Source organism: Rhodococcus sp. IEGM 1406, assembly GCF_030056745.1.
Classification (GTDB): Bacteria; Actinomycetota; Actinomycetes; order Mycobacteriales; family Mycobacteriaceae; genus Rhodococcus_F; species Rhodococcus_F erythropolis.
Window position 1 is genome coordinate 229,739 of sequence record NZ_JASHKO010000007.1, and the last position, 13,839, is coordinate 243,577.

Annotated in this window: 11 protein-coding genes; 2 read left to right on the forward strand and 9 right to left on the reverse strand. The window is 63.7% G+C overall.

Going from position 1 to position 13,839, the window contains the following annotated elements; translation table 11 throughout:
* Positions 1–26: 26 nt before the first annotated feature.
* A complete protein-coding gene (locus QM596_RS27750; protein ID WP_007729135.1) occupies positions 27–710 on the forward strand; it encodes a hypothetical protein in 684 nt (227 codons plus the stop codon).
* A 20-nt stretch (positions 711–730) separates the two neighbouring features.
* Here the strand turns inward: QM596_RS27750 and QM596_RS27755 are convergent, their stop codons facing one another.
* From QM596_RS27755 to nox, 4 genes are all read right to left on the reverse strand, one after another.
* The gene (locus tag QM596_RS27755) at positions 731–1,921 is read right to left on the reverse strand and encodes an N-acetylmuramoyl-L-alanine amidase (protein ID WP_020909860.1); all 1,191 of its coding nucleotides are present in this window, start codon (positions 1,919–1,921) and stop codon (positions 731–733) included.
* Positions 1,922–2,049: 128 nt separating this feature from the next.
* Positions 2,050–2,373: a thioredoxin gene (gene trxA / locus QM596_RS27760; RefSeq protein WP_003942530.1), complete on the reverse strand. Its 324-nt coding sequence runs from the start codon at positions 2,371–2,373 to the stop codon at positions 2,050–2,052.
* 38 nt (positions 2,374–2,411) lie between these two features.
* On the reverse strand, positions 2,412–3,419 hold the full coding sequence (gene trxB, locus QM596_RS27765) for a thioredoxin-disulfide reductase (RefSeq protein ID WP_019746199.1): 1,008 nt from the start codon (positions 3,417–3,419) through the stop codon (positions 2,412–2,414).
* Positions 3,420–3,550: 131 nt separating this feature from the next.
* Entirely contained in the window at positions 3,551–4,762 is a 1,212-nt protein-coding gene (gene nox, locus QM596_RS27770; RefSeq protein ID WP_019746198.1) for a 4,4'-dithiodibutanoate disulfide reductase, read from the reverse strand.
* Positions 4,763–4,860: 98 nt separating this feature from the next.
* Here nox and QM596_RS27775 point away from each other — a divergent pair, with 98 nt between their 5' ends.
* Entirely contained in the window at positions 4,861–5,427 is a 567-nt protein-coding gene (locus QM596_RS27775) for a helix-turn-helix domain-containing protein (RefSeq protein ID WP_020971485.1), read from the forward strand.
* 9 nt (positions 5,428–5,436) lie between these two features.
* Here QM596_RS27775 and QM596_RS27780 read toward each other — a convergent pair whose 3' ends face one another.
* From QM596_RS27780 to QM596_RS27800, 5 genes are read right to left on the reverse strand one after another with little or no spacing between them, the layout of a single operon-like run.
* Positions 5,437–6,153, reverse strand: coding sequence for an RsmA family anti-sigma factor (locus tag QM596_RS27780; RefSeq protein ID WP_172932916.1), 717 nt, complete (start codon positions 6,151–6,153; stop codon positions 5,437–5,439).
* A gap of 53 nt (positions 6,154–6,206) precedes the next feature.
* On the reverse strand, positions 6,207–6,833 hold the full coding sequence (gene sigM / locus QM596_RS27785; protein ID WP_019746195.1) for an RNA polymerase sigma factor SigM: 627 nt from the start codon (positions 6,831–6,833) through the stop codon (positions 6,207–6,209).
* A 47-nt stretch (positions 6,834–6,880) separates the two neighbouring features.
* The gene (locus QM596_RS27790; protein WP_283310405.1) at positions 6,881–10,885 is read right to left on the reverse strand and encodes a lipid II flippase MurJ; all 4,005 of its coding nucleotides are present in this window, start codon (positions 10,883–10,885) and stop codon (positions 6,881–6,883) included.
* On the reverse strand, positions 10,882–13,236 hold the full coding sequence (locus QM596_RS27795; protein ID WP_283310406.1) for a DUF6049 family protein: 2,355 nt from the start codon (positions 13,234–13,236) through the stop codon (positions 10,882–10,884). The genes QM596_RS27790 and QM596_RS27795 overlap by 4 nt, the downstream gene beginning before the upstream one ends.
* Positions 13,233–13,820, reverse strand: a complete 588-nt coding sequence (locus QM596_RS27800) for an NUDIX hydrolase (RefSeq protein ID WP_019746192.1) — start codon at positions 13,818–13,820, stop codon at positions 13,233–13,235. The genes QM596_RS27795 and QM596_RS27800 overlap by 4 nt, the downstream gene beginning before the upstream one ends.
* Between the last annotated feature and the right edge of the window lie 19 nt (positions 13,821–13,839).

Here is a 13,839-nt window from a genome sequence, read left to right on the forward strand (position 1 = left end):
GGGACCTACGGAGAGTGAGTTAGTCAGTGTCGACTCACGTCATCACCTCTCTCACGCTCGACAGCCTCGATCAGCTTTCCGCCCATGCGCGTCGATGCGTGTTCTGGGAGATGGACCCGGGCGCGCTTCACGACGCCCGAGGATTCTGCGATCAGGAATTCGAGAAGGAAGCCTGGCTGTCGATGGTCATGCTCGAGTGGGGTTCGTGCGGACAGGTCGCCGTCCGCGACGGAAAGCCGCTTGGAAGTGCGTTGTACGCCCCTCCCCGCATGATCCCGCGCGCGCAACTGTTTCCGACCAGCCCGGTCAGCTCGGACGCAGTGCTTCTGACAAGCCTTCGCCTCGAGCCCTCGGGCATAGAGGAAGAACTAGGGCCAAGCCTGCTGGCCGCTGTCGTGACAGATCTGGTTCGACGCGGAGTTCGTGCGCTCGAGGCATTCGGTATCCGCAGCGACGACTTGGGACCTGCTTCCGACGTGGCCAGCGCAACTGCCGCTCTGGAATGCTCACCCGCAGAATGCATGATCAGTGCCGAGTTCCTCGAGGATTACGGTTTCGAGGTCGTGGCACCGCACCATCGCTATCCGCGGCTTCGTCTCGAACTCAATCGAGATCACGAATGGAAAGTCGACGTCGAAGAAGCCCTCGACCGTCTACTGAAGGCCGCAGCTCTCGAAATGGTGGAGATCAGCGAGCTCGCCAGAGTGTGAGCAGGTGCCGACCGCAGGACCTACGAAATGCGGTCGGCTACCGAAAGTTCTTCAGCGAGAAGCTCGGCGAAGGTGAAGGTGCCGGTCGGCTGATCGTCTTGACCCAGCAGATACAGCCGTTTGACCGAGATCAAGATGGCTTCGGCGATGGTGTCACGCATCCGCGGATTCGTCAGTACCGCAACGTCGGACGCGTTGGACAGGTAGCCGAGATCGATCTGCACCGTCGGCATGTTGGTGAGGCGCAACAACTCCCACGTCCGACCGTGAGTTCTGCAGTCCCGCAACGGAGTTCGCGCAACGATCTCGCGCTGAACGAATCCGGTCAACACCTGCCCGATCATCGAGACCGAACCGTGCGAATTTCCGAAGTGGAAGCTCGCGACGCCGTTTGCCGACGGGCTCGAGTTGCTGTCGCAACGCAGGGAGATCATCAGATCCGCGTCGAACGCATTGGATGTCAGTGCGCGCTCGGCCTCGGTGGGATCGGCGTTGTGCGGGCGGGAGAGGAAAGTTTCCATCCCGGTTGCGGCCATCCGCCCCTCGAGGCGCATGGCCAGATCCCAGAGGATGTCAGCTTCGGAGATGCCGTTGACGATGTTGCCCGTCGACGGCCCGCCGAGGCCGGGATCGATGACGATGCGCTTACCGCCAAGTTGCGGGCCCTTGCGCCGCACCAGTTCCTCTTCGCTGATCGCATGTGGGGAACCACCGGTGACGCGGGTTCCCAGAAGTTCCAGCGAACGGAGTGTCTGCGGTCCGCAGATACCGTCGGCGGCGATCCCGATTTCACGCTGGAAAGACGAGAGAGATTCGTGGGTTTGCGGACCGAAGAAACCGTCGACCCGGCCTGCGTAGAAGCCTAGATCTTGCAGTTTTGCCTGCAGCGCTGCGACGTCGTCGCCGTACAGCGGCGCGGACAACTGGTAGATCAACGTACGGGCACCCAGGCGGTACGAGGCCTCACGAAGTGACCGATAGGTTGCCGGGCCCACAATGCCGTCGACAAGAAGCCCACGCTGCTGCTGGAAGGCACGAACGGCGCTGTCGAGTTGATGATCGAAGATGGCGTCGGGTGCAACCCAGTGGGCACCGTCGGCGCTTTCACGTCGAATGCCGGAAGTTCCGTGATGGAGGTATCCCAGCTTCGTCAATGTGCCCCGAATCTCGGCGACGGCCGGGCCGTGATCGCCGTGTCGGAGTCTGTGCATGCGTGAAAGCCTCTCGGATCGGTTAACGAATTCGATCGATGTGCCTGGTCGTAGACCCGATCAGGCACATCGATCGATTATCTCAGAAATTCTGTGGATTGCGAGAATCCACGATGCTCACCCAGCCGTCAGAGAACGTCTGCGAGGTCCTTGAGCAGCGCGGCCTTGCCCTTGGCGCCGACGATCGTCTTGATCGGCTTGCCGTCCTTGAACAGGATCATCGTCGGGATCGACATGACCTGGAAATCGCGCGCGGCCGCGGGGTTGGCATCGATGTCGAGCTTGGCGACGGTCAGCTTCTCGCTGTTCTCGCCGGCGATCTCCTCGAGGACCGGGGCGACCATCTTGCACGGGCCGCACCAGGTTGCCCAGAAATCGACCAGAACGGGCTTGTCGCTGCCCAGGACGTCCTGCTTGAAGGAATCGTCGGTGATGGTGACGGTATTCGACACTGTTACTCCTCGAGGGTTGGGTACGACAGCTTGGTGAATCAGGGAGCGCCGACGACGTCGACCGTGTGGCCGGCTGCGTCGAGCGTGTTGGCGGTGATGTCGCCGCGGTCGGCCAGCCAGCGTTCGGCGTCGATTGCTGCGGAGCATCCGGTGCCGGCAGCGGTGATCGCCTGACGGTACGTGTGATCGACCAGGTCACCGGCAGCGAAGACGCCGTCGACGGAGGTCGCGGTGGAACCGGGAGCGACGCGCACGTATCCGGCGTCGTCGAGATCGACCTGGCCCTTGACGAGCTCACTGCGCGGGTCGTGGCCGATGGCGACGAACATGCCGGTGATCTCGAGTGTGGAAGTTTCACCGGTGACGGTGTCGCGCACGACGAGGCCGGTGACGCTGTTCTCACCGAGCACCTCGACGGGCTCGGCGTTGGTCAGGAAGCGGATCTTCTCGTTGGCCTTGGCGCGCTCGAGCATGATCCGTGAGGCGCGGAACTCCTCGCGGCGGTGCACCAGGGTGACCGAGCGAGCGAAGCGGGTGAGGAAGGTTGCTTCTTCCATCGCGGAATCGCCGCCGCCGACCACGACGATGTCCTGGTCACGGAAGAAGAAGCCGTCGCAGGTGGCGCAGGCGCTGACGCCGCGGCCGAGGAGGCGTTCTTCACCGGGAATGCCCAGGTAGCGGGCTGCTGCGCCCATGGCGAGGATGATCGCGTGCGCGGCGTAGGTTTCGCCGTTCGCGACGACGGTCTTGATCGGGCCGCTGAGGTCGATCTCTTCGACGTCCTCGGTGCGGATGTCGGTGTCGAAGCGCAGTGCCTGCTCGCGCATCTGTTCCATCAGATCGGGGCCCATGATTCCTTCGCGGAATCCGGGGAAGTTCTCGACCTCGGTGGTGGTCATGAGGGCGCCACCGAACTGGGTTCCCTCGAAGAGCAGGGGCTGGAGCTCAGCGCGCGCGGTGTAGACACCAGCGGTGTAGCCGGCCGGTCCGGAACCGACAATGATGACGTCATGGACCGCGGGCGTGGTTTCCAGCTGGGTGGTCATGCGAGCCTTCCAATAGTGAGTGCAGACCCTCCGCTTCTTGGAGAGCCGTACCGATCAACACCAGGATAAGGGGTGTTGTTCCCGCACTCCGCTGGAAAGTGGCTCACAGCCGGCAGCTCACAGCGCGGGACTCACTGGGCGGGGCGCGGTGCCTCCCGAACCACCAGCGCGTCCCGAACCACACAGCGCGTGCCGGTGTAGATGGTGGGCATGCACTTGTTGCAGTGGATACACAGACCCTCGTCGACGCTCTCGGCCTGAAATTTGTTGACCAGTTGTGGGTCCCTGAGCAGTGCGCGCGCCATGGCGACGAACTCGAATCCTTCATCCAGTGCGTGCTCGATGGTGTCGACGCGGTTGATGCCGCCGAGCAGGATCAGTGGCATCCTCAGCGCCTGTCGGAACTGACGGGCGAAGGGCAGGAAGAAACCCTCCTCGAACGGGTACGTCGGAAAGATTTTGGGACCGTAGAACTTCAGCCCGTACCCGACGAGTTTGGGTTGGGAGGCGACAAACTCAGCCAGTGGGACCTCGCCGCGGAAGAAGTACATTCCGTTGAGAAGTGAACTGCCACCGGTCAATTGCATCGCGTCCAGGTGGCCGTCGGCTTCGAGAATCTGGGCTATCGGCAGGCTCTGGTCGAGCCACAGACCTTTCGGCACCCCATCGGACATGTTGAATTTCGCGGTGACCGCCACGCTGGATCCAGCGGCCACTCGCACCGCTTCGATGACTCGACGCGGATACTCGGCGCGCTTGGCGACGCTGCCACCGTATCGGTCGTGGCGTTTGTTCAGATTGGGGCTCATGAACGAACTGAGTAGATAGTTGTGACCGAGATGGACCTCGATGGCGTCGAATCCTGCGTCCACTGCGACGCGGGCGGCCCGTTCGAAGTCGGAGACAACACCGTCGAGTTCGGCAAGTGTCGCGCCTTTGACGAGGCCCATTGCGGGCGGACTCAGCCGGGTCGACGGCGCCAGGGTCTTCGTCTTGTTGGAAAGCGTGTTGGCAACCAGTCCCGCGTGGCCGATCTGCGCCGCGGCAAGCGCGCCTTCTGAGTGGACGGCGTCGGTCAGTCTGCGTAGTCCCGGCAGCGCGCGCTCGTCCATGACAAGGGTGTCGCGGTGGACTCGTCCACCTGGTGAGACCGCGCAGTAGGCGACGGTGGTCATCGCGGCCCCGCCCCGAGCCACTTCGGCGTGGAAGTTGATCAGATCGTCCGAGACCGCTCCCCGGGGCATGACGCCCTCGAACGTTGCAGCTTTGACGATGCGGTTGCGCAAGGTCAGAGGGCCGAGACGTGCGGGTTCGAATATCGACGGTGTGGGCGCTGTGGTCATTTTCAACTTCCTGCGGCGGCCTGATCTTTACGATGCCAGTGGACTCGTAACTACGACGATATAGCGCCTACTCCCAATCTGTCCGACAATTCGACACGATGAACGCCACAGGATCAGGTCGCCCACGAGACCCACGCATCGACGACACAGTCCTCGAGGTCACCCGAGCGATGCTCCTCGAGGTCGGATGGGAGCAACTCAGTCTCCGTGCGATCGCGGCACGGGCAGGGGTCAGCCGAGCCTCGATGTCACGACGATGGCCGTCGAAGGCACATCTAGTTCTCGGATCGATCCTGGGTGCGACACCTGACCTGACACCGTTCGAGGGCACCGATCGCGACGGCTGGATCCGTTGGGTGGTGGAGGGAAGTGCTCAGCTATTCTCGCGGCCCGAGGTTCGCGCCGCGTCACCGGGACTGCTGGCTGCGCTGCGCGACCATGACGATTTACGCAACGAATTGTGGCGCGGTTTCAGTGGGCCGAGCACGCAACTCTTCCTTCAAAATGCTGACGATCCCGAATCGGCACTGCTCGATGCCAAGGCCGTGCTGGTATTGGCGGCCGGAGCAGCGATGTTTTCAAGTCTGATAGCGGTCGAGGACGATACGGATGCGTTGCGCGGGAGAATCCTCGAGCTCCTGCTACCCGCAGCAACACCGCGCTGACCGTCGACGTCAGCCGATATTCTTGACCGACAACGTATTCGGATTCCCGTCGCTGCAGTTGATCCCAACGGTGAGTGCAGTGATCTGACGCGGCTGCGATCCCGTCAAGAGTAGGACTATCGCCGGTGCACCGTCGATGCGAACCTCACCCGAGCCGAGCACCGGCCTGCCCTCGTCGATGCCATTGGCGCTCAGGCAGCCGGCAAGCTTGAACGGATCATCCAGCGGTCCAAGGTTTTTGGATCCGATGAGTGAAAGCAGAGACGCCGAATCCGGATCGTCGACAGCAGATGTCACCGGTATGCTTGGTTGAGCAACAACGCTTTCGGCAGGTTCGGAATCTCGGGTTCCGATCACAACGATCACGAAGGCCACCAACACGGCTGCTGCGGCACCGAGCAGCCACGCTTGTGGGCGTCGCCGGAACGGCACGACGGTTGTCTCTGCTGACAGCTCGTCCTGACCGGACTGTAAATCCAGTGCCGAATTGATTCGCTCGGCAAGCGAATTCGGAATCCGTTCGTGAGAGGCCTCGCGCGAGTTCAGTGTCGCGAGTGATGCTGTGACGCTGTCGAGAGTAGTGACAAATGCCTGGGCGTCGGCGTCTGCGTGTACCAGCGGCCACAGAGCTGCACTGGTTTCGGGATCGAGAACCCCGGCGTGAAGATCCGCCAAGAGGTCCTCCGAAAACGGAGGCGACGGAACGCGAACAGACGGATCTGTCATGAACCCTCCCTCGGCAGTCGGTGTGGACGCTTACAAGATAGGACGCGGCCGGTTCACGAATGGTTCCCGCCTTCGCGAAAGTCCTCCAACTGGGCGGCGAGGCGCTTGCGCGCGCGGGCGCAGCGACTCTTCACGGTCCCTACGGGCACGCCCAACCTCTCGGCGGCCTCGGCCACCGGATACCCCTCGACATCGACGGCGACGACGGCAGCGCGCTGCTCAGGGGGCAGCGATGCCAGCGCTTGTTCGACGGTCAGGCTCATGTCCACTCCCGCCGCGTAATCGCGGTGATCACGGGGTTCCTCCGCATTCTCGGAAGACAGAGAGAACGCGGCCCGCGATTTGTTGCGTCGGATCCGGTCAAGGCAGGCATTGACCACGATGGTGTGGAGCCAACTACGCACCGCCGCATCGCCGCGGAACTTCGCCGCCTTGCGGTGCGCGGAGAGCAGACCCTCCTGGAGTGCGTCTGCCGCGTCCTCGTCCGAGTAACTCGTACGCCGGGCAACGTGCCACAGATGATCCTGATGCCGGACCAGTAGTTCACGGAACGCGTGTCGATCGCCCGCGACATGAGCGGTCAACAATTCGAAATCCGTCGGCTCGAGATTCTTGTTCTCGAAACTTCTGGATTCGAAATTTCCGGCTCCGCCCCCGGTGCCCCCCCGATAACTGTGCACGGGCGGATATTAGCCCAGTCGGTAGGTTTCAGAAGGGCCAAGGGCGATCACTTTGCAGCAGTGAATGCAATCTCCGAGATGGATGTCTGGTTTTGTCCGGATTCGGTGCTGAGCTGCGTAATCCAAACCAGGACATACTGACCCGAGCCGTCCGACGAGAGCGGAATGTCGGTCACACCGTTCTTCAGTACACCGGATCCGATTTCCTTGGTCTGATCCAGCGAAGTATTCGCAGATGGGGCAGAACGGATTTCAACGACGGTTCCGGGCGAATCGGACGTGATCGCAATGTTTTTCAGGTTGGCCGCATCGGCGAGCGTCACCATCAGGCCGACGCCGTTCTTCAGGGACGGGAAGGGCTGGAAGTACGAGTCCGACGACCATGCGGTGGCCGGATTGCCGTCGATGGCGTTCTTCGCCGTTGCCGGCTGATCCGGCGTGCCCTGGGGCGAGAACACCGTTACGGCCGAGGTGGCTACCGGCACGGTTGCGGCCGCCGGTGCGGGGGCAGGTGAATTGTTCTCGGGCGCAGTAGCTTCGGTGGTCAAGCCGAAACTCTGCTCGCTGAGCGGGGTGTCGTTACTGCCGCCCGAGAGGAAGCTCGCTACCCACACCACAAGGAGAATCAGGACGATCACGGTGAAGACACCGAGCGCCGTCAGTGCCGCGAGCATCCGCGTCGACTTCTTCTTCTCGGCCTCGATGGCTTCGGGGTCGTTCAGTGCATGACCCGACGCACCCTGTTCGCGGTGGCCGAGACGAAGTGCCGGAATCATTTCCGTCTTGTCGTTGACGACGGACGCCTGATCGAGAATGTGCTGCACGGTGGCAGCAGTGCGGATTCCACTCTCCGACTGCAACGCTCGAACTGCCACGGCTGAGATGTCGAACGGAACCTCCGGACGGACGACCCGAGGTTCGACGATGTTGCCGTCGGCGCCGCGGCCGGCGGGAAGCAAACCACCGACGGGACCGGCGGACGGATCGGCGAGCGGCCAGCGCGCCGTGATGAGCGAGTACAGCATGGCGCCGAGACCGCGGACGTCGCTGGTGGAATCGGCGTCGGCAAGCGTCGCCGGGAACGCCAGTACGGCGTCACCGTTGATGCTGATGCGAACGCGGTCTGGGTGATCGATGGACAGCGCACCGCCGGTGCGGTGAGCAGCTTCGGCAGCGGCCGCCAGGGCACGGATGGCGCGGGCTGCACCGATCGGTGACGGCGTGGTCTCGGCCATCTCACGCAGCGAGCGACCGGGAGTCCATTCGGCGACGACGATGCCGCCCGAACTTCCGCGGACGACGTCGAGGACGCGAGCCAGACCGGGCGAGTTGATCCTTCCCAGGCGCAGAGTGCGTGAGAGAACTGCCTGCGGTCCGGACTGGCTGTCGTCGTCACCGCGTTGATCGGCGTCGACGAACGTCAGGGCTACTTCACGGTCGAGCTTGACGTCGAGAGCTTCCCAGAACTGCAGTCCGCGGCTTCCGCCGTGCGGCGCGAGCAGACGGTAGCGTCCGCCGGCGACAGAGGCGCCGGGGATGAGCTTCGGTCCACGTGGCATCGGTCGCTGGGCCGGTCGTGATGCGGATCCGACGGAAGGTGTGCGAGGTGCAGCGGGCGGTGGTGTCTGAGCGGCAGCCGTCTTTTGAGATTCGGGTGCCTTCTTGTCCGGAGCAGGCGTCTTCGGCGCGGGTGTCTTCGAGACAGGTGCTGAAGGTGTCTTCGACACGGGCGCCGAAGGTGTCTTGGACACACTGACCGGAGGTACCGGCGGAGCGGCCTTCTGCACCGGCGGCTGCGGCTTCTGACCCTGCGGGCTTTGGCCCTGCCGCGGTCGCTGTGCGGGCTGCTGTGGCTTCTGGCCGGCAGATGCGGAGGAACTCGTGGATGCAGGTGTGCCCGACGATGCCGTTGACTTCTGTTCGGACGCTTTCACGGCAGAAGTCCCGGCACTCTTGTTGCCGGAAACGTTGTCGTCGCTCACCCTCGCTCCTTCTCCATCGATAGCCCGTCCCCGAATACGCGCGGGTTGCGATCCTGTACGCCCATGACCAGGGTACGGGAGCGCACCCGGTCGTTCTTGCTCGTTTGATTCCGTTCTGATTGCAGGAATCAGCTCGGTGACGTCGTCGTCGGTGTTGTTACGTGTGTCCGGTTCGGCGCGACCTGTCAGTGAACGAATCTTGCGGGAGACCGCAACCGTTACCGACAGAACCTCCGGAACCTTCTTGAAGTAGAGAATCGTGAAGGTGATCGCGAGCATCAAGATGCCGCCGACGGCGACGCGAACCATCGAGCCGGGTCCGCCGAAACGCTCGGTGAGTTGATCGAATCCGAGGACGCGGTCGACCGCGAGCATGGTCAGCGAACCGGCCAGCGAGGCGAGTACGACGGACCAGACTGTCTTGCCCACGTTGGCCATCTGCAGGTTTCCGAGGCTGCGGTGCAGGAGGTATCCGCCGATGACGGCGCCGGTGATGTATCCGAGACCGTTGGCCGCACCGAGCAGGATCACGACCTGATCGCTGTTGGAGGCGAAGACCGGAGCGAGCGCCGAGAATGCGATCTTCACTGCAGTGATGCCGAGAACGATCCACGTCGGCGTCCAGGCCTGTTCGCGGGCGTAGAACACACGAAGTTGGATCAGGACCAGCGCGTACGGAATCAACGTGAATGCCGACCAGCTCACGGCGGTGCCGAGACGTTCGGCCTGTTCGGGCCCGAAGCGACCGTAACCGTAAAGCGCTTCACCGACCTGCGGACCCATGAAGGTCAGGAACATGATGATCGGAACCAGCGTGATCATGGTCAGACGCGTCGCGACCGACAGATCGTCCACGACGGCCGGGGTGTCGTCGGCCGCAGCGTTGCGGCTCAGGCGCGGCATGATCGCGGTCAGAACCGTCACTCCGAGCACGCCGTACGGGAGTTGCAGGAGCAACCAGGCCTGGCTGTAGATGGCAGGGCCGGCTTCGTCGGCGTGGGAGGAGATCTTGGTCGCGAAGATCATGCCCATCTGGCTGATCAGGACGTACAAGACGATGGCGACGGCCATGCCGCCGAACTGGCGCAGGCGATCGTCGAGACCCCACAGCGGCTTGAGCGAGATCTTCTCGCGGCGAAGTGCGGGGATCAGGCTGGCTGCCTGCACGATGACGCCGATGGTGATGCCGATGCCGAGGGTGAGCAGCTTGGCGTCGCCCATCGAGACCGGATCAAGCGAGATCTCGCCCGGAGTCAGGCGGTAGACCACGAGCACCACGAGGACGACGACGTTGTTGAGTACGGGAGCCCAGGCTCCGGGCTTGAAGATCTGCCTGGTGTTCAGAAACGCCGTGAACAGTGCCGACAGCCCGTAGAACAGGATCGCCGGCAGAAGTAGATACGACAGCGCCGTGGTCAGGTCGGTGCTGACCTTGCCGTCTTCGGACAGGAAGACGTATTTGGTGAGTACGGGTGCTGCCAGGGTCGCGAGCAGCGCGGCCATGCCCAGTAGGACGAGCGACGCCGTGAAGAGGCGTCGGACAAACGCTTCGCCGTGATCGGCGTCCTCCCGCTCGGCGCGGACCAGCACTGGGACGACGATCGCGGTCAGAACGGCGCCCAAGACGAGCTCCGCGATCATGTTCGGGATCTGGCTGGCCACGGTGAACGAACTGGCGATGGCCGGGCCGAGGACCATCAGGATCATCAACTGCTTGGCGAATCCCGTGATGCGGCTCGTCAGCGTCGCGATCGCGATGGAACCCGTCGCCGCGAGGAGGCGGGAGTTCGTCTCCTTACGATCACCGACCAGGGCGTGCGCGTCGGTATCGAACTCGTCCGACTTTGTCGCCTGCCGATCGGCGAATTCCATCTCGGCTTCGCGATATCTGGGATAGTCGCGGATCACCGGGATGGTCATGGTGGGTGCGTCGTCGAAACGTGCGTCGGGGTTGACCGGCTGAATCGGGTAGCCGCGCTCCCACGGTGGCATCCGAGGATGCGAACGGGTCGTGGCACTCTTGCGGGTGATCGCCGAGCGGCGACCCTCCTCGGGTGGATTCCCGGTCATGAGCGTTCGTACCCTTCATCTGCTGGGTCCGGCTGACCCTTGAATCGATGCCACAGCCGTCGCCCTGCCAGGAACAGCAGCAACCCTCCCGCTGTCGCCGTCACGGCGGCCAGGGGACGACCGTACGCATTCGACCGTACGGTCACGCTGGTCGGCGTACCCAATTGGCGGCCATCTGTCGTGGTCAGCGAGAAGTTGACTTCCAGCTTGCGAGAATCGTTCATTTCTGCGGGCACAGTCAACTGTCGGCTACCTCGCGGCGGAAGCTGTTTGGGACCGATGTCACTGATCTGCATCTCGGGTGGGGCTTCCACACGCAGGTCGACGTTGATGGCGATGGGCAGTTCGTTGCGCGCCACCAGCAGGAGCGGACTCTGCCCCGACGCGAGGGTGTAGACGCCGCCCGGCGACACCACACTGACGGCCCGGTACATCCCGTCGACGGCTTCGGTGACGTTTTCGGCGCGGATGGTCGCAGCTCGCTCCGCCCGATTGACCGATGCGGAGTCGACGTTGCGGCGATCCGCCAAGGTCATCGAGCGAAGTAGATCTTCGCGGAGCGGTGCCGTGAATCCCCGGGGGGTGAGCGAAGCCGCCGGATCGTCCACGAACGATGCTTCGAGCCCGTCGATACGCGGAAGTTGGGTGGTTGCGGTCTCGACGACGGACGTCTGCGGACCGTCCTGGGTGGCTCGGTCCGGGTAGTCGAGCGTGGCGGCGTCAGTGGCCCCCGGTTGTCTGCCGAGTAGTGCGGGCAGGGCCTGAGGTGAGGCGAGACCGGAGCGAATGAGGGTCGCGAGCATCGAGAGCACGGCGGTGGCGTCGTTGCTGTCCGCGGTCCACAGTTGCGGCGGCGCGAAGATCTGATTGCGCGGCAGAGAGGTCGGCGTCAGCGCGGCCCAGGCCATCGCTCCCAGCGCGTCCTGGCGCCGGGCGCTGCGCGATTCGATGTCGATGGTCGGCGCGGTGTCGTCGGGAATGTACGACGGGACCTGCGGCTCCGAGCCGGTGGCGGCCAAGGCTGCGGCTGCCGAAGTGTCGAACGCAAGGGCGTCGAGTGAGCCGGTTATCCGCGACGACAGTTGCGGGGCTGCCGAGTCGACGGAGGTGTCAGCCACCATCGCTGTGGTGGGATTCACGCTCAGCACCTCTGCGGTGGCCGAGTCGAGGACACCCGAATCCGGCCAGACGAAATCCCGCAGTGACGTCACGCCGAGGATGTTGTCGACGATGTCTGCCGGGCGTGCGAGCGCGGTAGCCGTCAACTCCGGATTGGCCACCGAGGTGACTGCGGCGAGATCGGCCTGGGCGAACGGAACCGCCGTAGTGCACATCGAGGAGGCGAGGGTCTTCACCCGGCCGAGCCATTGGTTGGCGGCGTCGCTGCCACGGCCTTCGTGCGACGGTCCGGTGGGATCTGACGAGTTGTCGGCCACGAGGTATCCGCGAGTCATGTTCTCGACGGTGATCAGAAGGTCGGGGTCGATTGCCAGGCAGAGCGCATCCGTGACGCGGCGATCGGTATCGCTCTCGGGCTTGGTGGCGTTCTCCACCGCATCGACCAACGCGTCCAGGCGCCCGCCGTCGGAAAGTTCGGTGGCAAGTTCGTCGTCGATCAGGCGCACGGGCTCGTTGACCGCGCCCGGGATTCCGCCGACGAGTCGTGGCGCGTCGGCCAGCGGCCACATGAGCGTGACGCCGATCGGGGCGGACGTGTCGGGGGGAACGACGGCCGTCGCGGACGAACTGGGTGTTCCGGATGTGGCGTTCGATTCGGCCGCGGCCGGCACACCGAGCACTGGGAGCAGGAAGCGTGCGTCGTCGAGTCGGGCGGCCCCGCCGTATTCCGGGGTGCCGTTCACGTTGACGAGCATCGGGTAGACGCCCGGTTCGGTGATGTCGAGAGACAACCCGTTTGTGCTCCGGAGCGGCAAGGTGAGTGTGAACTGCTTGGACTGGCCGGTGTCGAGGGTGGTGGCAACGGTGTCGAATTCGCCGACCGTGTCGAAAACAGCCTGGTCGAAATCGAGTGCTGCGCGCACGTCCGAACTGGAGTCGATCGCGGGAGCGCGTTGCAGCCTCACTCCGACGTCCTCGACGGGACGGTCACCGACGTTCTTCACCGTGCCCTTGACCACGACGTTGCGGTCGCTGGTTGTCGTCACGGTGGTCGGTGCGGTGGAGTCGATGGTCAGCTGCAGAAATTTGGCATCGTTGGTGTTTCGCGCCGGTGCACGCTCACTGGGCTGGCTGGACGGAGCGGCCCAGGAGACGGCCGTCGTCGCGGGCCCGAAACCGACAGCGGCCATCACCAAAGCGGCCACACCGGCCCGCCGCAGAGCCATTCTCATCCGGCGTCCGGTTCCTTCGGGTGCTGTACTCGCGGGATTTCAGGTCGGTGCATTTCAGGTCGCGGCATTTCAGCGATCATCTGCGATGCAAGTTCGGCCAGCTTGCGCTCGTCGGCGTATGCGAGTCGCTTGTGCAGTTCCGTCAGCGGCACCCAGGCGACTTCGGTGACCTCGATGTCCTCGTCGGAGAGTTCACCGCCGAGAAAGCGGAGGAGATAGTGGTGCACGGTCTTGTGGACGCGTCGACCTTCGGTCACGAACCAGTAGTCGATGCTGCCCAGCGGTGCCAGGACGGTTCCCTGGATACCGGTTTCTTCTTCGACCTCACGCATTGCGGTCTGTTCGGCCGTCTCACCTTGCTCGATATGGCCCTTGGGTAGCGACCAGAGCAGGCGTCCGCGGCGGTCGGTTCGGCCGATCAGTGCAGCGCAGAGGCGTTCGGGAGGTCCGCCCCAGCCATCGACGACCAAGCCGCCCGCAGAAGTTTCACGGACGGTTCGCATCAAAGGTTTATCGGGGTTGCCGACGGCAGGTCGACGCCGCGGGTTGCGGCGACTCCTGTTTGTTCGTTCGGCACCAGACACCTCATCGATACTAGTTGGC

Coding starts and splice junctions, on each gene's coding strand:
- QM596_RS27755 (WP_020909860.1), bottom strand. CDS start 1,921: ATGCACAGACTCCGACACGGCGATCACGGCCCGGCCGTCGCCGAGATT.
- trxB (WP_019746199.1), bottom strand. CDS start 3,419: ATGACCACCCAGCTGGAAACCACGCCCGCGGTCCATGACGTCATCATT.
- nox (WP_019746198.1), bottom strand. CDS start 4,762: ATGACCACAGCGCCCACACCGTCGATATTCGAACCCGCACGTCTCGGC.
- QM596_RS27775 (WP_020971485.1), top strand. CDS start 4,861: ATGAACGCCACAGGATCAGGTCGCCCACGAGACCCACGCATCGACGAC.
- QM596_RS27780 (WP_172932916.1), bottom strand. CDS start 6,153: ATGACAGATCCGTCTGTTCGCGTTCCGTCGCCTCCGTTTTCGGAGGAC.
- QM596_RS27790 (WP_283310405.1), bottom strand. CDS start 10,885: ATGACCGGGAATCCACCCGAGGAGGGTCGCCGCTCGGCGATCACCCGC.
- QM596_RS27795 (WP_283310406.1), bottom strand. CDS start 13,236: ATGAGAATGGCTCTGCGGCGGGCCGGTGTGGCCGCTTTGGTGATGGCC.